The sequence below is a fragment of the Janthinobacterium sp. PSRC1-1 genome, assembly GCF_049897525.1.
GTDB classification, from domain to species: Bacteria; Pseudomonadota; Gammaproteobacteria; order Burkholderiales; family Burkholderiaceae_D; genus Janthinobacterium; species Janthinobacterium tructae.
The window spans coordinates 578,671-598,783 of the sequence record NZ_JAFCWK010000003.1; the positions used below are offsets into that span (position 1 = coordinate 578,671).

Sequence of the window (20,113 nt, forward strand, 5' to 3'; positions counted from 1 at the left end):
TTACTGCATGTCCAGGTCGGAATTGCCGAAGCCGTGCGGCAGCAGCCAGCCCGCCGTCACTTCCATGACATCGTTTTTCAGGTTCGTCAGGATCACCGGCAGGTCGGCGCCGCCCATCTCGAAGATCACCTGGCGGCAGGCGCCGCATGGAGAGATCGGTTCAGCCGTGTCGCCCGTGACGGCCAGCTTGGCGAAGTCCCCTGGTTTGCAGCCATGCGCGATGGCGCTGAAGAATGCCGTGCGCTCGGCGCAGTTGCACAGGCCATACGCGGCGTTTTCCACGTTACAGCCGCGGAACACGCGGCCATCCTTGCACAGCAGCGCCGCGCCGACCTTGAAACGCGAGTATGGTGCGTAGGCCAGTTCACGGCCGGCGTTGGCTTCGGCGATCAGTTCTTGGTTGTTCATCTTTTCTGCAATACCTTTGAAATCATTAAGGCCGGGGTCAGACCCTCAACACCGCTGACACATAGCTCAGCGCTATCGCAAACGGGGGTCTGACCCCAGTTTTCAACTACGGTCGAATGGTACGGTAAATCACCGGATGGGCCGTCAGCGCCACCGCGCCGATGGCATACGCTTGCTGGATTTCCTTGACGGCTTGCTGCGCCGCCGCTTGCGTGCGCGCATGCACCATGGCCAGCGGCTGGCCAACGGATACCTGCTCGCCCAGGCCCACCAGGTCCGTCAGGCCGACGGCGAAATCGATGCTGTCGGTCGGACGGCGGCGGCCACCGCCCAAAGCGACGACGGCCAGGCCGATGGCGCGGCAATCGCGCACATTCGCGTAACCGGCGGTGAGCGCCGGTGCCGGCACGACGAACGGCGCTTTGTCCAGGTGCTTGTCCGGATGCTCGACCAGATCGGCCGGGCCGCCCAGGGCGGCGACCATGCGTGCGAAGCGCTCTGCCGCTGCGCCCGAATCGAGGGCCGCCATCAATGTCACGCGCGCCTCCTCTTCGGAGTCAGCCAGGCCGCCCAGCACCAGCATCTCGGCGCACAGCGCCAGGGTCACTTCGTGCAGACGCGCGGGACGCGAACGGCCCGTCAGGTAATCCATGGCGCCGCGCACTTCCAGCGCATTGCCCGCGTACGGCGCCAGCGATTCGTTCATGTCCGTCAAAATGGCCGACGTCTGCATGCCCGCGCCATTGCCGACGGCGACGATACTCTCGGCCAGTTCCACCGATTTGTCATAGGTCGGCATGAAGGCGCCCGTGCCCACTTTGACGTCCATCACCAGCGCATCGAGGCCAGCCGACAGTTTCTTCGACAGGATGGAGCCGGTAATCATGGCCACCGATTCCACCGTGGCGGTGACGTCGCGGATGCTGTAAAAACGCTTGTCGGCCGGCGCCAGCTGCGCCGTCTGGCCGATGATGGCCACGCCAACTTCCTTGACCACCTTGCGGAACAGTGCATTGTCCGGCACCGTGCAATAGCCGGGAATGGCGTCGAACTTGTCCAGCGTGCCGCCCGTGTGGCCCAGGCCGCGGCCCGAGATCATCGGCACGTAGCCGCCGCATGCGGCGACCATGGGGCCCAGCAGCAGGGAAACCACATCGCCCACGCCGCCCGTCGAATGCTTGTCGACGACGGGGCCCGGCAGGTTCAGCGCACGCCAGTCCAGCACCTGGCCGGAATCGCGCATGGCCAGGGTGAACGCCACGCGCTCGTCCATGTTCATGTCGTTGAAATAGACGGCCATGCCCAGCGCCGCGATCTGGCCCTCGCTGACGCTGCCGTCCGTGATGCCACGCACGAAAAACTGGATTTCCTCGGCGCTCAGCACGCCCTTGTCGCGCTTCTTGCGAATGATTTCCTGGGTTAACAACATCGAATAACTCCAATCATGAGATCTGGGGTCAGTCCCTGCGGATCTGACCCCAGCTTTGTAACGCTAGTGACTTATCAGACGCCGTAAGGAATCCACACGTTTTTCACTTGCGACGCATGCGCCAGCACGGCACGGCCGCCGCTTTGGGCCGCGCTGTACCAGTCGCGGCCTTTGGCGCCGCCGACCCAGGTGCGCTTCAGGGTAGCGGCCGACAGGCGCTCGACTTCCGCGCAACCGTCAAGCGAGCCGTCATGGCGCCAGACGGCGTCGATGTCGGCGTGCGTGGCCAGGGTGCGCGCCAGTTCATCGGCATTGCCGCTGATGATGTTGACGACGCCGCCCGGCAGGTCGGACGTATCGAACACCTGGTACAGGTCCAGCGCGGAGAGCGGATGCGCTTCCGACGGCACCACCACCACGCGGTTGCCCAGCGCGATGGCCGGCGCCACCAGCGAAATGAATCCCAGCAAAGGCGCTTCGTTCGGGCAAACGATGCCGATCACGCCGACCGCTTCGTTCAGCGCCACGGTGATGCCCTTGGTGGGCGGCTGGTGCGCCAGGCCGTCGTACTTGTCAGCCCAGGCGGCGTAGTAGAACAGGCGTTCGATCGAGGCCTGCACTTCCTTCTCGGGATTTTTACTGCCGGTCATGGCGGCGATGCGGGCGGCGAATTCGTCGGCGCGCGCAGCGAGGTTTTCGGCGATGTAGTACAGCACTTGCGCGCGGTTGTGCGCCGTGGCGCTGGTCCAGCCGGACGCTTTATGCGCCGCTTCGACGGCGTTGCGGATATCCTTGCGGCTGCCCACGCCCACCTCGGCCAGCAGGGCGCCGTTCGCGCCAAAGACGGGCGCGCTGTAAGCGCTGTCAGGGCGTGCCTGCTTGCCGCCGATGTACATCTTGGCCGTGCGGTCGATGGCGAACGGATCGGCTGGCGCCGGCTTCACATTGGCCTTGGCTTTCGCTTCCACCACCGGCAGGGCCGGACGCGCATCTTCGGCCAGGGCCGTCATGTATTCCAGCATGCCTTCGCGGCCGCCTTCACGGCCGAAGCCCGATTCGCGGTAGCCGCCGAAGCCGCAGGCCGCATCGAACTGGTTGGCGCTGTTGATCCACACCACGCCGGCCTTGATGGCGGGCGCGATATCGAGGGCCAGGCTGATCGACTCGGTCCACACGCTGGCGGCCAGGCCGTACACCGTGTTGTTCGCCAGCTGCACCGCTTCAGGCGGCGTGCGGAAGCTCATGGCCACCAGCACGGGGCCGAAGATTTCAGCCTGTGCGACAAAGGCCGACGTCGACGCGCCCGTGATCAGGGTCGGCGGGAACCACGAGCCGTCAGCCGGCAATTCGCACGCCGGTTGCCACACGTCGCAGCCTTCGGCGCGGGCGGTATCGACCAGCGCGGCGATGCGCTGGCGCTGCACCGGATCGACCAGCGCGCCCACGTCCATCGATTTGTCCAGCGGCGAGCCGAGGCGCAGGTTTTGCATGCGCGCGCGCACCTTGTTCAGGAAGCGTTCCTGGATCGATTCCTGCACCAGCAGGCGCGAACCGGCGCAGCATACTTGTCCCTGGTTGAACCAGATCGAATCGACCAGGCCTTCCACGGCGCCGTCCAGGTCCGCGTCTTCGAAGACGATGAACGGCGACTTGCCGCCCAATTCCAGCGACAGCTTCTTGCCGCTGCCGGCCGTCGCGATACGGATCGCGCGACCCACTTCGGTGGAACCCGTAAACGCGATCTTGTCGACGCCAGGATGGTTGACGATGGCGGCACCCACCGTGCCGTCGCCGGTGACGATGTTGACCACGCCAGCCGGCACGCCCGCTTGCACGCACAATTCGGCGAACAGCATGGCGGTGAGCGACGTGAATTCGGCCGGCTTGAAGACGACCGTGTTACCGGCCGCCAGGGCCGGGGCGATTTTCCACGACAGCATCAGCAGGGGGAAATTCCACGGCACGATCTGCCCCACCACGCCCACGGCGCGGTAGTCGGCAAATTCTTCCGACTGCAGCTGCGCCCAGCCGGCGTGATGGTAGAAATGGCGCGCGGCCAGCGGCAGGTCGATATCGCGCGTTTCACGGATGGTCTTGCCGTTGTCCAGGGTTTCGAGCACGGCGAACAGGCGCGCATGCTTTTGCAGCAGACGGGCCAGCGCGTACATGACTTTCGCGCGGCCATGGCCACCCATGCCCTGCCATACGGGCAGCGCGCGGCGCGCTGCTGCCACGGCGCGTTCCACATCGGCGTCGGTGGCTTGCGTCAGTTCGGCCAGCTGCGTGCCGTCGGCAGGGTTGGTCGAAGCGAACAGCTCGGCCGGCTCGCTCCAGGCATTGTCGATGAACAGACCGAATGTGCGCTGGTGGCCATCGAGCCACGCCTGCGCTTCTTTTTGACTTTCGGGAGCAGGGCCGTAGTCCATAGTAGTGAGAATCTCGTTAATTGTTGGCATGACGATTGTTCTTTAAGGTTGTGCGTGACGATGATTGGCCGAGTAGCTGCCGGTGACGTAGTGCTCGAGCTGGCGCTCGATGTCGGTCAGCAGGCTGGAAGCGCCGATGCGGAACAGGTGCGGCTGCAGCCATTCGTTGCCCAGTTCTTCCTTCATCAGGGTCAGGTATTGCAGCGCGCTCTTGGCCGAGCTGACGCCGCCGGCCGGCTTGAAGCCCACCTGGAAGCCCGTCTGCTCGTGGTATTCGCGAATCGTGCGCACCATCGTCAGGGCCACGGGAATGGTGGCGTTCACGCCCTCTTTGCCGGTGGAGGTCTTGATGAAATCGGCGCCGGCCATCATGCAGACCCACGACGCCTTGGCCACGTTTTCCATGGTCAGCAAGTCGCCCGTGGCGAGAATCGCCTTCACGTGCGCTTCGCCGCAGGCCTTGCGGTAGGCCAGCATTTCATCGTACAGCACTTGCCAGTTGCCGTTCAGGACGTGCTGGCGCGTGATGACGATATCGATCTCGGAAGCGCCCGCAGCGACCGACAGTTCGATCTCGCGCAGCTTCGTTTCCATGCTCGTCAAACCGGCCGGGAAACCCGTCGACACGGCGGCGATGGGCAGGCGGCCCTGGATGACCTTCACGGCCGGGGCAATCATCTCGTGGTACACGCACACGGCGCCGGTGCTCAGTTGCGTCAGGCCCAGCGCGTCCATCAGGTCGGCGCGCAGCGGGCGCATGGCCTTCATGCACAGGCGTTCCACGCGGCCCGGCGTATCGTCGCCGCCCAGGGTGGTCAGGTCGATCATCTGGATGGCTTTGACCAGCCAGGCGGCCTGGTATTCCTTTTTCACCGTACGGCGGTTCGCCAGGCTGGCCGCGCGGCGGTCCGTCGCGGCGCGGTTGACGCGGATCTGGTTGATCCAGCCCAGGTCGAGGCCAACGGCCTCGTTACGCTTGAATTCGGGGTGCATGAGTGTCATAACAAGCTGGTTCCATTAGCAAGTGGTGGTACGCCAAGGTGCTTGGCGAGGGTTTGGCCAATATCGGAGAAGGTCTCGGAAATACCCAGTGCGCGCGGGGCGACGCCGGGACCGAAGAAGATCATCGGAATGTGTTCGCGGGTGTGGTCGGAGCCATGCCAGGTGGGGTCGCAGCCATGGTCGGCGGTGATCACGACCAGGTCGCCTTCCTTGAGCTTGGCCATGAATTCCGGCAGGCGACCATCCATTTCGCGCAGCGCGTCGGCATAGCCTTCGACGTTGCGGCGGTGGCCGAAGGCCTGGTCGAAATCGACGAAGTTCACGAACGTGAGCGACTTGTCCTGCACTTCATCGGCCGTCTTCAACAGCGCTTCGAACAGCGCCATGTTGTCGACGCCCTTCACGACCCTGGAAATACCCTGGGTGGCGAAAATATCGCTGATCTTGCCCAGGCCGACGACTTCGCCGCCCGCATCCTTGACGTGGTCGAGCAGGGTCTTGCTTGGCGGCGCCACCGCATAGTCGTGGCGATTGGACGTGCGCGTGTAGTTGCCATTGCTGCCCGTGAACGGGCGGGCGATGACGCGGCCGATGTTGTACGGCTCGACCAGCTTGAAGGCCATTTCGCACACTGCGTACAGGCGTTCGAGGCCGAACGATTCCTCGTGCGCGGCGATCTGCATCACCGAGTCGCCCGAGGTATAGATAATCAGCTTGCCGGTGGCGACGTGCTCGTCGCCATGCTTGTTGATGATGTCCGTGCCCGAGGCATGGCAGTCGCCGAGGAAGCCGGGCACGCCGGACAGGGCTTTGAGTTTGTCGGTCAGGTCGGCGGGGAATGATGGCGTGGTGCGGGGAAAATATCCCCAGTCGAATTCGACGGGCACGCCGGCGATTTCCCAGTGGCCGCTCTGCGTGTCCTTGCCGGTGGAGCGCTCGCGCGCCGCGCCGTAGGCGCCGGTAAAGCCGTCGCGCTGGTCGAAGCCCGTGGCCCACTCGCCACTGGCCAGGTGCGCCGCGGCGCCCAGGCCCAGGCGTTCCATGTTCGGGAGTTTCAAGGTCTTGCCGCTTTTGGCGACAGTGCTGGCAATGTGGCCAAAGGTATTGGCACCTGCGTCGCCATACTTGGCGGCGTCTGGCGTCGCGCCAAGGCCGAAGGAATCAAGCAGGAGGATAAATGCGCGTGACATGATAAGGCTCGCTTTATGGAGTGATGCAAAGAGGATGCGGACAGTGTAGGCCGGATTTTCCCGGCCTGCCGCGCGGCAGCGCCGGTGGCCGGCGCGCCGCTACTGCGTAAAAAAGTACTCAGGCTTGCGGTTTTTCAGCAACCTTGGCCAGGAAAGCCAGGATCAGCTTGACCAGGTCTTTCGCGCCGATGGCCGCGTATTTCAGGGTTTGTTCGTGCGACAGGGCGAATGGCGACATGCCTTCGGCCAGGTTGGTGATGACGGACACGCCCACCACTTTCAGGTCGCAATGACGGGCCGAGACCACTTCCGGCACCACGGACATGCCGACCGTGTCGGCGCCCAGGCGGGCCATCATGCGGATTTCGGCGGCCGTTTCGAAGTTCGGGCCAGGGTAGGCGACGAACACGCCTTCGTGCAGGGTGATGCCGTTCGAGGCCGCCGTGTCCTTGACTTGCTGGCGCAGATCGGCATCGTAGGCGTTGGCCATGCTGAAGAAGCGCGGGCCGAAGCGGTCGTCGTTCGGGCCGACCATCGGCGTGCCTGGCAACAGGTTGATATGGTCGCTGATGGCCACCAGGCTGCCGGCATCCACTTCAGGGCGCAGGGAACCGGCGGCGTTGGTGACGAACAGCATTTCGCAGCCCAGCAGCTTCAGGGTGCGGATGGCGCTCGTCATCACGCCCATGCCATAGCCTTCATAGAAGTGGCCACGGCCCTTCATGCAGACGACGGCGACGCCCGACAGGGTGCCGACCACCAGTTCGCCGGCATGGCCGTGCACGGTGCTGATCGGGAAGCCTGGCAATTCGTCAAAGCTGATGCTGACGGCGTCCGTCATCTGCTCGGCCAACACACCCAGGCCGGAGCCGAGGATCATCGCCACGCGCGGCTTGAAATTTGCAGGAGCGCGGGCACGGATGATTTCGGCGGCGTGGAAAGGGGTGTTGTTCGACATGGTTATCCTCTGATTGACTAATGATGATGGTTGCTGCCTGCGCGGCCGTCCCCGGTGAAGAAGTACGGCCCAGGTTACGGGTATGTATGGTGTTACGGGACTATCCAAATGCGTATGGCTGCTATTTGCCGCCACTATGCATCAAACGGAATATGTATGGCAAATACCATTTTTCTTGCCCATTTATACAATTCAAATATAAATGGCCGATATTATAGTCGAGGCTAGCCCAGGCCTGCCATGCCCGGGAAATCCATGCATACAAGCTCCATACGAAGGTTTTTTATACCGACTTGGCACAAGCTTGACACAAAACAGACAAATGTTTACAGTTCCGGACAAATGTTTAATCCTTCAGCGAACACCTTGTGACCGATACCACTAAAAAAGACCAGCTGTACGCACTGATCCGCAACAATCCCTTCATCTCGCAGCAAGACCTGGCGAGCGAGCTGGGCTTGTCGCGCTCGGCCGTGGCCGGCCACATCGCCGGCCTGATCCGCGAGCGACGTCTGCTGGGACGCGCCTATGTGCTGCCCGACAGCCGCCCCGTGCTGTGCATCGGCGCCGCCAACCTGGACCGCAAGATGCGCACCCTGGCGACCCTGCAGATGGGCACCTCGAATCCCGTGCGCTCGGAAGAGGTGTTTGGCGGCGTGGGCCGCAACATCGCGGAAAACCTCGCCCGCCTGGCCATCCCCGTGGCCCTGCTGACGGCGCTGGGCGATGATGCGGCCGGCCACGCCCTGCAGACGCATGCGGAAGACGCGGGCATCGACATGCGTGGCAGCTTGCATCTGAGCAACACCAGCAGCGGCACCTACACGGCCGTGCTCGACGAGCATGGCGAAATGCTGCTGGCCATGGCCAACATGCAACTCTACGAACAGCTGACCCCGGCCTTCCTGCACAGCCGCCAGCCGCAGCGCGCCGCCGCCGCCCTCACCGTCTGCGACCTGAACCTGGGCCACGACAGCGTGCAGGCACTGCTGGCCGATGCACGCCAGGATGCCGCCCACGCCACGCCGCTGGTCATCGTCGCCGTCTCGCAGCCGAAGATGGCGCACTTGCCGCAAGACCTGACGGGCTTGCATCTGCTGATCCTGAACCGGGGCGAACTGGAAACGCGCGTGGCGCGCGCCTTGCCCACGGCGTTCGAGGTGCGCGCCGCCTGCCGCGAAGTGCAGCGCCAGGGCGCGCGCCAGGTGATCGTCACCTGTGGCGGCGAAGGCGTGTACTTCACCGATGGCGACGGCCCGGACGCGCCGGTCGTGCACCTGGCCGCGCGCGAAGTGGACGCCGTCGACGTGACGGGCGCCGGTGACGCGTTTTCCGCCGCCGTCTGCTGGTCGCTCTACCACGACAGCAGCGATTTGAAACTGGCGTGCCGGCGCGGCCTGAAGCTGGCCGCCATGACACTGGAATCGGCCGCCACTGTCTCCCCCCAGATTTCCGCCGGCGCGCTCGACGACATCGACGATGCCGACCTGGCGCCGCCTCCCCCTACCCTCTTTCAACAGGACTGACATGACCCAATTACAGAATTTCCTCTTGTTCTCGCAAGAAGTGCTCGACGCGCGCGCGGCCGGCAAGGCCATCGTGGCGCTGGAATCGACCATCATTTCGCATGGCATGCCGTATCCGCAAAACGTGGAAATGGCGCGCGAAGTGGAACAGATCATCCGTGACGGCGGCGCCGTGCCGGCCACCATCGCCATCATCGGCGGCAAGATCTGCGTGGGCCTGTCGCCGGAACAGCTGGAATTGCTGGGCACCTCGCCCGACGCCATGAAGGTCAGCCGCCGCGACCTGCCGTTCGTCCTGTCGCAGGGCAAGCTGGGCGCCACCACCGTGGCCGCCACCATGATCTGCGCGGAACTGGCCGGTATTTCCGTGTTCGTCACGGGCGGCATCGGCGGCGTGCACCGCGGCGCGGAAACCAGCTTCGACATTTCCGCCGACTTGCAGGAACTGGCGCACACGTCGGTCGCCGTCGTCTGCGCGGGCGTCAAATCCATCCTCGACATCGGCCTGACCCTGGAATACCTGGAAACCCACGGCGTGCCCGTCATCAGCGTGGGCCAGGAAGGTTTCCCTGCCTTCTTTACGCGCGAAAGCGGCTTCAAGGCCGATTTCCGCCTCGATACCGCCGCCGAGCAGGCTGCTTTCATCGATACGAAATGGCAACTGGGCTTGAAAGGCGGCGTGATCGTCAGCAACCCCGTGCCGGCCGCGCAAGCGATGCCCAAGGAAGAAATCGACGCCATCACCACGCAGGCGCTGCAGGAAGCGGACGCGGGCGGCGTGAAGGGCAAGCAAGTCACGCCGTTCCTGCTCTCGCGCATCAAGCAATTGACGGACGGGCGCAGCCTGGCGACGAATATCGCGCTGGTCAAGCACAATGCCCAGGTGGGAACCGCGCTGGCCATTGCCATGCAGGCAGTCGTGGCACGATAATAGGACCGCTGTAAAGAAAGCGTGCATGCCTGCATCAAGGTCTGCGCGCCGTTCCATCGCCAGGCACCACGCAACGCCAAGGAAAGCATGTCCATCGATCTGAAACAGTTAAAGTATTTTCTTGCCGTCGCCGAGGAGAAAAGCTTCAGCCGCGCCGCCGAGCGCCTGCATATCTCGCAGCCGCCGTTGAGCCAGCAGATCATGAAACTGGAAAGCGAACTGGGCGTGCGCCTGTTTGCGCGCACCACGCGCACGTTCGAGCTGACCGTGGCGGGCAAGGCACTGATGAATGAAGCGGCCGAGCTGCTGGCCAAGATGCGCATGACCATCGACACCATCCGCCAGATCGACCGCGGCGAAGTGGGCCGCTTGCGCGTGGGCATCGTCGGTTCGGCCATGTGGGGCCCCATCCCCAGCCTGCTGGAAGAGTTCCAGACCAAATTTCCCCGCGTCAGCTGGACCATCCATGAATTCGGTCCCACGGTGCAGTACGAGGCGCTGCGCGCCAAGCAGATCGACGTGGGTTTCTGGCGCGAACCGAAACTCAATGACGACGACTTGCGCCACGATAACCTGCGCCAGGAACTGTGCTTCCGCGAAAACGTGTGCGTGGCCGTCAACGAACACCATCCGCTGGCCAAAAACACGGCCATCGAGCTGATCGACATCGCCCACGAGCCCATGCTCACGCTGAACCTCGATAAATCCGCGTTTCCCCGCTACCTGGTGCAATGCTGCATCAATGCCGGTTTCGAACCCGTGATTTTCCAGGAAGCGAGCGAGCCGCAAACCCTGCTGGCCATGGTCGGCGCGGGCCTGGGCGTGACCCTGGTGCCGGAAACGACGAGCCGCATCGGCTGGCCCGGCGTGGTATTTCTGCCGATCAAGACCAATCCGCCGTCGGCCAACCTGTATATCAGCTACACCACGCTCGACGACGCGCCCGTCGTACGGGCCTTCCTGAATATCATCAATCCCCCGGCTACCTGAGCTGCGGCACCACCTATTTATATGCGCCGCATATAAATACATAAACAAAAACGTATTTGTCATACATATCTGGCATGATGCATAGTGATCCGGACGCCCATCGTGGCGCCGGTCCTGCGCCTGCCCTGCCCGTCCACTGACGGCGCATCCCGGCCCGCTCCGGCAGCCCCATTCGATGTTGTAACCATAAAAGAGACGGGGCGCGACTGTTGCATGAGCATCACACTGTTAACATAAAAGCACACAAGGCCGGCAATGATCTTGTTCAATACGGTGCAATGTTGATAAGGAAGTATCATCTCGTGCATCAAAAACAGGCTAAATCAGCCCCAAATTATATGTTTCACCTATAAAAAATATACAATATCGATCTTCCAGGAGCCAATTCATGAAACTTACACAATTTAGTTTGACGATCGCAGCCGTATTCCTGACTGCTCAAGCGTCCGCGGCTACCCCAAAACTGGGTGTCGTGTATGACGCGGGCGGCAAGTTCGACAAGTCGTTCAACCAATCCGCTTTCGAAGGTGCCTCGCGCTTCAAAAAAGACACAGGCATTTCCTTCATCGAAGTACAGGCATCGAGCGATACGCAAGCCGAGCAAGTCATGCGCGGCCTGGCCCGCAAGAAACTCGACATGATCGCCGCCATCGGTTTTGCGCAAACGCAAGCCGTGCAAAAAGTCGCAAAAGAATTCCCGAACGTGAAATTCGTGCTGATCGACGGCCAGGCCGCCGGCAGCAACGTCAATTCCGTCGTCTTCAAGGAAGAAGAAGGCTCCTACCTGGTGGGCGTGGCGGCAGCCATGGCCAGCAAGAGCAAGAAGGTCGGCTTCATCGGCGGCATCGATATCCCGCTGATCCGCAACTTCGCCTGCGGCTACGCGCAAGGCGTCAAGGCCATCAATCCGAAAGCGGAAATCACGCAAAACATGGTCGGCACCACCTCCGGCGCCTGGAATGACCCGGCCAAGGGTGGCGAACTGGCCCGCTCGCAATTCGAGCGCGGCGTCGATGTCGTCTTCGCCGTCGCCGGCGGCAGCGGCATGGGTACGCTGCAAATGGCCAAGGAAAAAGGCAAGCTGGCCATCGGCGTCGATTCGAACCAGAATGGTTTGTACCCGGGCAGTATCCTGACCTCGATGGTCAAGCGCGTCGACAACACCGTGTATGACAGCTTCATGGAAGTCAAGAACGGCACCTGGAAGGGTGGCGTCAGCTATAAAGGCTTGAAAGAAGGCGGCGTGGATTGGGCGCTCGATGCGAACAACCGCAAGCTGATTACGCCGGAAATCGAAAAGCGCGTGTTGGGTGCGCGTAAGGACATTATCGATGGCAAGATCAAAGTGATCGATTACCGCGTCGGCAGCAGCTGCCCGGTTTAATTTTTCTCCGTATCTTCTAGCGCGCCGCCGGGGCCTGTCTCCGCGCGGCGCGTTTCCATGAAACTATCCAGTTATGAACCTATGCAGCCAGCAGTAGAATTTCGCAGCATTTCCAAGCAGTTTGGACATGTGAAGGCGAACGCCGACGTCAGTTTCTCCATCGCCAAGGGCAGTATCCATGGCCTGGTGGGGGAAAATGGCGCCGGCAAATCGACCTTGATGAGTATCCTGTACGGGTATTACCGTGCCGACGGCGGAGAAATCCTGCTCGACGGAAAAGTACAGCCTATCCGCAACAGCCAGGAAGCGATCAATCTCGGCATCGGCATGGTGCACCAGCATTTCATGCTGGTCGAGAACTTCACCGTCCTCGACAATATCATGCTGGGCACGGAAGGCGGTTTTCGTCTGGCCAGCCACCGCACGGAAGCGGAAGCCAAATTGCGCGATATTTGCGCGCGCTACCGCCTCGACGTCGACCCGCTGGCGAAGATCGAAGACCTCTCCGTCGGCGCGCAGCAGCGCGTGGAAATCCTCAAGCAGATTTACCGCAGCGCCAACATCCTGATCCTCGACGAGCCGACGGCCGTGCTGACGGCGCAGGAAACGGCGTCGCTGTTTGAAATCCTGCGCCTGTTCAAGGAGCAAGGCAAGACCATCATCCTGATCACGCACAAGCTGCAAGAGATCCTGGAAATCACCGACAACGTCACCGTCATGCGCGGCGGCACGGTGGTGGGCGCCGTGGCGACCGCTGGCACGTCGAAAGAGGAATTGGCCAATATGATGGTGGGCCGCCCCATCCAGAGCCACTTGCCCCGCGCACCGTACAATCCGGGCGCCACGGTGCTGGAAGTGGCGGATCTGCAACTGGCCGACGCGCAACAGGTCAAGCTGCTGGCCGACATCGGCTTCAACTTGCGCGCTGGCGAAATCGTCGCCATCGCGGGCGTTTCCGGCAATGGCCAGAGCGAACTGCTGGAAATTTTGTCAGGCATGCGCTTGCCAACGTCCGGCAAGCTGCGCTTCCTGGACAAGGACTTGCCGTTTGGCAAGCGCACTGACGCCGACGGCTTGCCGCTGGCCTTCCGCGAACTGGGCATCGCCCACATTCCGGAAGACCGCTTGCGCGATGGCGTGGTGAAGAATTTTTCCGTCATGCAAAACACCATCCTCGGCTACCAGGACCACCTGAAAAACCGCTGGGGCTTGTTCAACTTCAAGGCCATCGGTGCGCGCTGCGCGGAATTGCTGAAGACCTTCGACGTGCGTCCGGCGAACCCGGACCTGCGCATCGGTTTATTGTCAGGCGGCAACCAGCAAAAGGTGGTGATCGCGCGCGAAGTGCTGGCCAAGCCGAAACTGATGCTGGTGGGACAACCGACGCGCGGCGTCGATATCGGCACCATCGAAAGCATCCATACGCAATTGCTGGCCCTGCGCGACGCGGGCGTGGCGATCCTGCTGGTGTCCGTCGAACTGGAAGAAGTGCGGGCGCTGGCCGACCGCATTCTCGTCATGTGCGGCGGACGCATCACCGGCGAACTGAAAATTGAAGAATTCGATACCACCCGCATCGGTCTGTTGATGGGGGGAATGCATAAATCATGAATAACGACTTGCCACGCTGGGCGACAGCCTTTGTCATGCCCATGTTAAACCTGCTGTCGGCCTTGCTGGTCGCCGCCCTGGTCATTTATATGCTGGGCGAAGACCCGGCCGAATCGCTGTCTATCCTCGTCCACAGCGCCATCCTCAATCCGGAAGGCTTGAGCTACACGCTGTTCTACGCCAGCACCTTCATCTTCACGGGCCTGTCGGTCTCCGTGGCGATGCAGGCCGGCCTGTTCAATATCGGTTCCGAAGGCCAGATGTATATCGGCGGCCTGGGCTTGACGGTGGCCATGCTGGCCTTCGACCAGACCCTGCCCGCCTGGCTCTTGATTCCGGCCGCCATGATCGGCGCCGCCCTGTTCGGCGCGCTGTGGGGCTTCCTGCCCGGCTATCTGCAGGCCAAGCGCGGCAGCCACATCGTGGTGACCACCATCATGTTCAACTTCATCGCCGCCAGCCTGATGAACTTCATCATCGTGAAGTACCTGATTCCGCCGGGCGAGCAGAACACGGCCAGCCGCGTGTTTGCGGAAAGCGGCGAAATGCCGCGCCTGTCCACCTGGTTCCCGTCGCTGGGCGACACGCCGCTGAACATCAGCTTTATCCTGGCGATCGCCGCGCTGGTGATCTACGGCGTGATGGTGTGGCGCTCGTCGTGGGGCTTCAAGCTGCGCGCCACGGGCCTGAACAAGCATGCGGCCCACTATGCGGGCGTGTCGATCAGCAAGATGATCATCATCGTCATGCTGATCTCGGGCGCACTGGCGGGCCTCGGCTCCGTCAATTCCATCATGGGTTCGACGCACTACCTGTCGCTCAATTTTGTCGGTGGCGCCGGTTTCATCGGCATCGCCATCGCCCTGATGGGCCGCCAGCATCCGGTCGGCATCTTCCTGTCGGCAGTGCTGTTCGGCGCGCTGATCCAGGGCGGCTTCGACTTGTCGCTGGAAAAACCGAATATCCCGACCGAAACGTTCATTTTCATCCAGGGCTTGATCATCCTGTTCTGCGGCGCCATGGAAAACTTCTACGCACCGGCCATTTCCGCCCTGCTCAAGCGCACCAAAGGCTAACACCATGACACTCGACGACTTTCAATTCGCCAGCATCCTGGTATCGACCGTGCGCAATGCGCCCGTCCTGATCTTTGCCGCCATGGCCGGCCTGTTCGCCGAACGCAGCGGCATGATCGACATCGGCCTGGAAGGCAAGATCCTGGCCAGCGCCTTCGCTTCCGCCGCCGTGGCCTACACGACGCAAAACCCGTATTACGGCATGGCTGCCGGCATGCTCGTCTGCGTCGCCCTGGCCCTGCTGCAGGCGTACGTCAGCATCACGCAAAAGGGCAACCAGCTGGTGGCCGGCATGGCCATCAACATCGCCATGAGCGGACTGACCTTTGTGCTGGCGCAATTTTTCTTCCAGCAAGGCGGTCGCACGCCCGACCTCGGTTCGGCGCGACTGTTCGACGTCGTCTTGCCTGGCACACAGTACGTGGAACACATCCCCTTCATCGGCTGGGTGTATGCCCATCTGATCGGCGGCCATTCCATCCTCGTGTATGTGGCGTTCCTCTTGATCCCGCTCGTGCACTGGCTGCTGTACCACACGCGCTTCGGCCTGCGCCTGCGCGCCTGCGGCGAAAACCCGCACGCGGCCGACTCGGCCGGCGTGAGCGTGGAAGCGACGCGCTACCTGGCCATGCTGGTGGCCGGCATCCTGTGCTCGTTCTCGGGCGCGTACCTGGCCATCGTGCAAAGCGGCTTCTTCCTGCGCGACATGTCGGCCGGCGCCGGCTATCTGGCCCTGACGGCCATGGTGTTCGGCAACTGGCGTCCCGTCTACACTTTCCTCGGCTGTCTGATGTTCGGCTTCTTCGCCGCCATCCAGATCCAGATCGAAGGCGTGGACTTGCCGGTCGTGGGCCGCATTCCCGGCTCCTTGATCCAGATGGTGCCGTACGTGGTCACCGTGATCGTGCTGGCAGGGCTGATGGCCAAGTCTATTGCTCCGAAAGCTATCGGCATCCCCTTTGTAAAGTCTCGTTAAGTCTGACTTGGCCTGATACGAAAGCGAAGCCTGCGGGCTTCGCTTTTTTTACGCCTGAAGAATTGCGTCCAGCGAGAAAAACACGGGCAGCCCCAGACTGCGCGCCACAGCCACCATCTGGTCTGCCCCAGCCGATGCACCACCGATGCGCAGCACCGCATCGCAATGGCCAAGCAAGCGCGTCGCATGCGCGTGGAACAATTCCTCATACACGGCGTCGCCCACCCGGGTGGAACCGGCCAGCGCCAGCATGGGCAAGGCCAGCCATTCACCGAGCACGGGCATGTGTCCCTTGGCATACAAGGGCAAGCAGACGGCCTCCATGGCCGCGACATTCGCCGCCATCAGTGCGGGATCGTCGCCCGTGCCGGAGCGGTAGGGGCCGGCAATGAGGATTTGCAAGCCAAGTTTGCGCGGCATCAAGTGCAGCTGCGCATGCTGCAGCAGCATGATGGTCTTGCCGTCGCAGATGCGCCCGTCCTGCACCATCCGCAGCGCTTGCGCCAGGGGCAGTTCCAGCACTTCGATATCCTCGCCCTCGTGCGCCAGGCCGCCGCCGTCGCCGATGCGGCTGGCGGGATCGTATTCGGCGACAAAGAAATGCAGGCGCTCCGTCACGGAGCCGGGACTCATGAAGGCTTCGAAGACCTTGTGCACCTGCCCCACCCGGTAACCGGTTTCCTCTTCCACTTCGGCGCGGATGCGCTGCTCCGCGCTGGCCTGTTCCAGCAAGCCGGCCGCAGCTTCAATCAGAAAACCATCGTGGCCGTCGCGATACGTGGGAAAGCGGAACTGGCGGATCAGGATCACCGTGCGCTTGATCTTGTTGTAGAGCAGGATGGTGGCGCCATCGCCGCGGTCATAGGTTTCCCGCGTCTGCGTCTGCCATTCGCCATCCTGGCGCAGGTAATCGAACGTGGTCTTTTGCAATAGATACCAGTCGTGCGACAGGGTCTGCACCTGCTGGATGCGGACCCGTTCCTGCTTGCTGTTTTCTTCGCGCATCGTGTCTCCTTGTGCTTGCGTTGGATGACTTTATCATGCAAACTCGTGCAATATCAAGAAAACACAAGAAAACCCATGCTGACACAGCAACGCAAGCAATACCTGCTGGACCTGCTCCAGCGCGAGGGACACATCGTCGCCAGGGCCGTCAGCGACGCCCTGGGCTTGTCGGAAGACACGATACGGCGCGACTTGCGCGAGCTGGCAAAAGAGGGTTTATTGGAACGCGTGCATGGCGGCGCCCTGCCCTTGCTGCCGCGCTCGCCCGCGCTGGCGCCATTTGCGGGTCGCGAACAGATTTCGCCCGAAGCCAAGCCCGCCATCGGCCGCGCGGCGGGCGCCATGATACAGACGGGACAAGTGGTGTTTCTTGATGGCGGCACGACCGCCGTGCAGCTGGCACGCCAGCTGCCGCGCGACTTGCGCGCCACCATCGTCACGCACAGTCCGTCGATTGCCGTCGAGCTGGTGAATCACTCATCGATCGAGGTACTGATGCTGGGCGGGCGCCTGTACAAGCACTCGATCGTGGGTGTCGGCGCGGCGACAGTGGAAGCCATCGGCCGCATTCGCGCCGACCTGTATTTCATGGGCGTGTCCAGCCTGCATCCGCAAGCGGGCATCACCACAGGCGATTACGAAGAAGCGTGCGTAAAACGCGCGCTGAGCGAGGCGTCAAGCCGCACCATCGTGCTGGCCTCGCCGGAAAAGTTCAATACGGCCTCACCGTTCCAGATCGTGCCCTTGAGCCAGGTCAACGACATCATCGTGCACCGCGACGTCGAAGACGCCCTGCTCGCGCCCTACCGCGAGATGGGCATCGCCATCACCCTGGCATGAAAAAAGCGGCCCGCAGGCCGCTTTCAAATGACATTATTACTGTGGCCAGATCGCCTGCAGCACGGCGGCCAGATGATAGCCGCCCTCGATCAGTTGCTGCTTCGCCAGCGCCGAGCTGGGCACGGGATAATTGTCCGGCACCGTCAAGCTCCAGACGTTGTAGACCTCACCCTTGCGGCTGGTCTGCTGCGTGGCCGGGCCGGCCACCACATCCGTGAAAGCAATTTTCGAGGCCGCCAGCGAGGCATCGGCCCACTGATACGGCCAGGTGGCGGGGTCGCCGTTATTGGCGCTCACCACCGGCGTGCTGGCGATCACGGTACGCGCAAACTGCTGCGGCGTGCGCGTGCTCAGGCGGCGCATGGCGTAATCGACCACGGTCGTGTCCCAATACGCATGCAGGGGCTTGGTGGGCGACTTCGGATACGTGCTGGCGGGCTTGGCCGTGCCCTCTTCCGCCGGCAGCGGCGCGGGAATCACGGCGTCGGACAAGGCCGTCATCTTCGCATCGTCGAGCAGCAAGTCATTGCCACCGCGTGCATTGAAAATGGCGATGTCATCGATCTGCGCCTGCGTGGCGGGCACGAAAAACTGGCCATCCTTGCCGAGAAACGCATTGCCCACATGCAAAGGCTGGTGGATATCGCCTACCAGGTGCGTAATCAGAATCAGTGCTTCGCGCTGGCTAAAACCGTGCGGATTGCTGGCCGCATCAGCCTTGCCCTGCAACACGAGGATCGCCTGTTTGAGCGTCTGCACGATATCGATATCGGCCGTGCCCACGCCATGGTCATGGTAGTGCGCGTTCTGGAAGGGCACGTTCGTGTAGTGGTATTCGCCATGCTTGGGATTGGCCGCGACATAGGTCAGCATTTCCGGCGATTGCGGGCCGCAATACGTGCCCTTCACGCAATCGGGCCAGTTGGCGATCTTTTCCAGGCTTTCGCCGGGCAGCAGCAACCTGGCCACTTGCGCCTGCGCGGCGCTACCCTTGAGCAATTGATCGGCGATGGCGCCCACGGCGCGGTGGCCGTCGTTGCCCCACGCCAGCACGTTGCCGGAAGCAAGAGCGGCGCCCAGCGCCAGCACGCTCAGCAGTTTTTTCATGTTCACCATTACTCCTTGCCTTGCGGCGTGGCCTTGGCCGGCTTCGGATACTGCCTGTTGATGTCGATCGGCTGCGCATACGCCGAGCTCCACGTCTGCTCATGCAGCGCCGCGATGCGCTGCGCCATGGCATCGTTGCGCAATACCACTTCCAGGTTGCGCGACAAATCGAAATAGCCGCCCGCCCAGTTGCTCGTGCCGACCCAGGCCAGCTTGCCATCGATGCTCATGGTCTTGCTGTGGATCACGCGTGCAAACGGAATGAAACCGGTCGAGGCCGTGGGAATCGTCACGATGCGGATCTCCACGTTCGGCACCAGGGCCAAACTCTTCAGGTAGGCGATGGCGGGCGCTTCCGTATTCCAGGCGGACACCATCAGCTTGATTTTCACGCCGCGCTGGGCGGCCGCGCGCACGGCGTTGTCGATCACGGCGTAGTACGGCCGCGTGCGGTTCGGGCCGTAGGACAGCGGCGCGTAATCGAGCAACTGGATGCGCACTTCGCTTTTCGCTTCCGCCAGCAAGGCGGGCAAGCCCGTTTCCGAGTCGCCCACGCCAGCCGGGTTATACGCATTCGGGCTGGCCAGCAGGAAAGCGTTTTGCGCGTAATTGGCGGGTACCACCTTGCTGTTGAGCACCGTGGCGCGGCTGCCTTGCGACGTCAATGCCTGCGCCTGCCAATCCTGCTCGAAAATGGCTTGCACCTGGCTCACCATGGCGGGCTCCGTGATTCTCAAGCCCGTCTCATGGATGTGCTCGAACGAGCGCCAGTCGAAATTCTGGCTGCCGATATATGCCACCTGACCATCGACGGCCAGGTATTTCGCGTGCACGATGCCGTTGCCCGTGATTTTATTGAAATCGATGAGGCGCAAGTCCAGGTTCGGAATCGCCTTGATCCGGGCGATGGTCGCCGCCTCCGACAGGCCCACGCCCTTCTGGTCCAGCAGGAAGCAGATTTTCACGCCGCGCTGGCCGGCGGCCGTCAGGCTGGCCAGCACCTTTTCAAAAGCCGTGCCTGGTTTACTGACGGCATAGAACTGGGCGATGACGATCTCTTTTTTTGCCGAATCGAACAGCTCGCTCCACACGGCGACGGGCTCGCGCAGGTCGGGATTGGTCAAGCTCGTTTCCACGGGCGAGGTGTGCACCAGCTCAAAGCCGGGAATGGTGAAATCGGCGTGGGCCGTGCCCGCGAACAGGGTAGTAACGAGCAGGGAAACAGATAAACGACGCATGGTTATTCCTTGTAAA

General features: G+C 62.4%; 16 protein-coding genes and 1 pseudogene. 8 read left to right on the forward strand and 9 right to left on the reverse strand.

The window, feature by feature from the left end:
* The 6 genes from ACP7DW_RS09165 to xapA form a co-directional block, all read right to left on the reverse strand.
* Window positions 1-408, reverse strand: a complete 408-nt coding sequence (locus tag ACP7DW_RS09165; RefSeq protein WP_116743284.1) for a cytidine deaminase — start codon at window positions 406-408, stop codon at window positions 1-3.
* A 106-nt stretch (window positions 409-514) separates the two neighbouring features.
* Complete coding sequence (gene deoA, locus ACP7DW_RS09170) at window positions 515-1,837, reverse strand: thymidine phosphorylase (RefSeq protein WP_426054452.1); 1,323 nt, start codon at window positions 1,835-1,837, stop codon at window positions 515-517.
* 74 nt (window positions 1,838-1,911) lie between these two features.
* The gene (locus tag ACP7DW_RS09175) at window positions 1,912-4,293 is read right to left on the reverse strand and encodes an aldehyde dehydrogenase family protein (protein WP_426054451.1); all 2,382 of its coding nucleotides are present in this window, start codon (window positions 4,291-4,293) and stop codon (window positions 1,912-1,914) included.
* A gap of 12 nt (window positions 4,294-4,305) precedes the next feature.
* On the reverse strand, window positions 4,306-5,265 hold the full coding sequence (gene deoC, locus ACP7DW_RS09180) for a deoxyribose-phosphate aldolase (RefSeq protein ID WP_071079274.1): 960 nt from the start codon (window positions 5,263-5,265) through the stop codon (window positions 4,306-4,308).
* Window positions 5,262-6,455: a phosphopentomutase gene (locus ACP7DW_RS09185; RefSeq protein WP_096233956.1), complete on the reverse strand. Its 1,194-nt coding sequence runs from the start codon at window positions 6,453-6,455 to the stop codon at window positions 5,262-5,264. Before ACP7DW_RS09185 ends, deoC begins: the two co-directional genes overlap by 4 nt.
* Before the next feature lie 118 nt (window positions 6,456-6,573).
* Window positions 6,574-7,413, reverse strand: coding sequence for a xanthosine phosphorylase (xapA, locus tag ACP7DW_RS09190; protein WP_426054450.1), 840 nt, complete (start codon window positions 7,411-7,413; stop codon window positions 6,574-6,576).
* Window positions 7,414-7,781: 368 nt separating this feature from the next.
* On the opposite strand from xapA, the gene ACP7DW_RS09195 reads away from it, so the two are divergent.
* The 7 genes from ACP7DW_RS09195 (at window position 7,782) to ACP7DW_RS09225 (ending at window position 15,907) form a co-directional block, all read left to right on the forward strand.
* Entirely contained in the window at window positions 7,782-8,939 is a 1,158-nt protein-coding gene (locus ACP7DW_RS09195) for a carbohydrate kinase (RefSeq protein WP_426054449.1), read from the forward strand.
* Between the two features lies 1 nt (window position 8,940).
* Window positions 8,941-9,870, forward strand: coding sequence for a pseudouridine-5'-phosphate glycosidase (locus tag ACP7DW_RS09200; protein ID WP_298406677.1), 930 nt, complete (start codon window positions 8,941-8,943; stop codon window positions 9,868-9,870).
* Window positions 9,871-9,957: 87 nt separating this feature from the next.
* Entirely contained in the window at window positions 9,958-10,860 is a 903-nt protein-coding gene (locus ACP7DW_RS09205) for a LysR family transcriptional regulator (protein WP_426054448.1), read from the forward strand.
* A gap of 388 nt (window positions 10,861-11,248) precedes the next feature.
* A complete protein-coding gene (locus ACP7DW_RS09210) occupies window positions 11,249-12,244 on the forward strand; it encodes a BMP family lipoprotein (protein WP_096233951.1) in 996 nt (331 codons plus the stop codon).
* An 81-nt stretch (window positions 12,245-12,325) separates the two neighbouring features.
* Window positions 12,326-13,855 carry an ABC transporter ATP-binding protein gene (locus tag ACP7DW_RS09215; protein ID WP_426054447.1) on the forward strand — a complete coding sequence of 510 codons (1,530 nt, stop codon included), beginning with the start codon at window positions 12,326-12,328 and terminating at the stop codon, window positions 13,853-13,855.
* Window positions 13,852-14,931, forward strand: coding sequence for an ABC transporter permease (locus ACP7DW_RS09220; RefSeq protein WP_034754518.1), 1,080 nt, complete (start codon window positions 13,852-13,854; stop codon window positions 14,929-14,931). Before ACP7DW_RS09215 ends, ACP7DW_RS09220 begins: the two co-directional genes overlap by 4 nt.
* Window positions 14,932-14,935: 4 nt before the next feature.
* Window positions 14,936-15,907, forward strand: coding sequence for an ABC transporter permease (locus ACP7DW_RS09225; RefSeq protein WP_034754516.1), 972 nt, complete (start codon window positions 14,936-14,938; stop codon window positions 15,905-15,907).
* Between the two features lie 420 nt (window positions 15,908-16,327).
* Here ACP7DW_RS09225 and ACP7DW_RS09230 read toward each other — a convergent pair.
* Window positions 16,328-16,912 (reverse strand): annotated as a pseudogene (locus tag ACP7DW_RS09230) (NUDIX domain-containing protein); the annotation flags it as partial.
* 75 nt (window positions 16,913-16,987) lie between these two features.
* Between ACP7DW_RS09230 and ACP7DW_RS09235 the strand changes: the two are divergent.
* Window positions 16,988-17,752 (forward strand): DeoR/GlpR family DNA-binding transcription regulator, encoded by a 765-nt coding sequence (locus ACP7DW_RS09235; protein WP_426054446.1) that lies wholly within the window; start codon window positions 16,988-16,990, stop codon window positions 17,750-17,752.
* A 36-nt stretch (window positions 17,753-17,788) separates the two neighbouring features.
* On the opposite strand, the gene ACP7DW_RS09240 is transcribed toward ACP7DW_RS09235, so the two are convergent.
* Together ACP7DW_RS09240 and ACP7DW_RS09245 are read right to left on the reverse strand one after the other, a co-directional pair.
* Window positions 17,789-18,859 carry a S1/P1 nuclease gene (locus tag ACP7DW_RS09240; protein ID WP_426054445.1) on the reverse strand — a complete coding sequence of 357 codons (1,071 nt, stop codon included), beginning with the start codon at window positions 18,857-18,859 and terminating at the stop codon, window positions 17,789-17,791.
* A gap of 8 nt (window positions 18,860-18,867) precedes the next feature.
* Complete coding sequence (locus tag ACP7DW_RS09245) at window positions 18,868-20,097, reverse strand: phospholipase D-like domain-containing protein (protein ID WP_426054444.1); 1,230 nt, start codon at window positions 20,095-20,097, stop codon at window positions 18,868-18,870.
* Between the last annotated feature and the right edge of the window lie 16 nt (window positions 20,098-20,113).

Excerpts from the sequence above, each read along its gene's own strand:
- ACP7DW_RS09165 (WP_116743284.1), bottom strand. The coding sequence starts at position 408 with ATGAACAACCAAGAACTGATCGCCGAAGCCAACGCCGGCCGTGAACTG.
- deoA (WP_426054452.1), bottom strand. The coding sequence starts at position 1,837 with ATGTTGTTAACCCAGGAAATCATTCGCAAGAAGCGCGACAAGGGCGTG.
- ACP7DW_RS09175 (WP_426054451.1), bottom strand. The coding sequence starts at position 4,293 with ATGCCAACAATTAACGAGATTCTCACTACTATGGACTACGGCCCTGCT.
- deoC (WP_071079274.1), bottom strand. The coding sequence starts at position 5,265 with ATGACACTCATGCACCCCGAATTCAAGCGTAACGAGGCCGTTGGCCTC.
- ACP7DW_RS09185 (WP_096233956.1), bottom strand. The coding sequence starts at position 6,455 with ATGTCACGCGCATTTATCCTCCTGCTTGATTCCTTCGGCCTTGGCGCG.
- xapA (WP_426054450.1), bottom strand. The coding sequence starts at position 7,413 with ATGTCGAACAACACCCCTTTCCACGCCGCCGAAATCATCCGTGCCCGC.
- ACP7DW_RS09200 (WP_298406677.1), top strand. The coding sequence starts at position 8,941 with ATGACCCAATTACAGAATTTCCTCTTGTTCTCGCAAGAAGTGCTCGAC.
- ACP7DW_RS09205 (WP_426054448.1), top strand. The coding sequence starts at position 9,958 with ATGTCCATCGATCTGAAACAGTTAAAGTATTTTCTTGCCGTCGCCGAG.
- ACP7DW_RS09210 (WP_096233951.1), top strand. The coding sequence starts at position 11,249 with ATGAAACTTACACAATTTAGTTTGACGATCGCAGCCGTATTCCTGACT.
- ACP7DW_RS09215 (WP_426054447.1), top strand. The coding sequence starts at position 12,326 with ATGCAGCCAGCAGTAGAATTTCGCAGCATTTCCAAGCAGTTTGGACAT.
- ACP7DW_RS09220 (WP_034754518.1), top strand. The coding sequence starts at position 13,852 with ATGAATAACGACTTGCCACGCTGGGCGACAGCCTTTGTCATGCCCATG.
- ACP7DW_RS09225 (WP_034754516.1), top strand. The coding sequence starts at position 14,936 with ATGACACTCGACGACTTTCAATTCGCCAGCATCCTGGTATCGACCGTG.
- ACP7DW_RS09235 (WP_426054446.1), top strand. The coding sequence starts at position 16,988 with ATGCTGACACAGCAACGCAAGCAATACCTGCTGGACCTGCTCCAGCGC.
- ACP7DW_RS09240 (WP_426054445.1), bottom strand. The coding sequence starts at position 18,859 with ATGAAAAAACTGCTGAGCGTGCTGGCGCTGGGCGCCGCTCTTGCTTCC.
- ACP7DW_RS09245 (WP_426054444.1), bottom strand. The coding sequence starts at position 20,097 with ATGCGTCGTTTATCTGTTTCCCTGCTCGTTACTACCCTGTTCGCGGGC.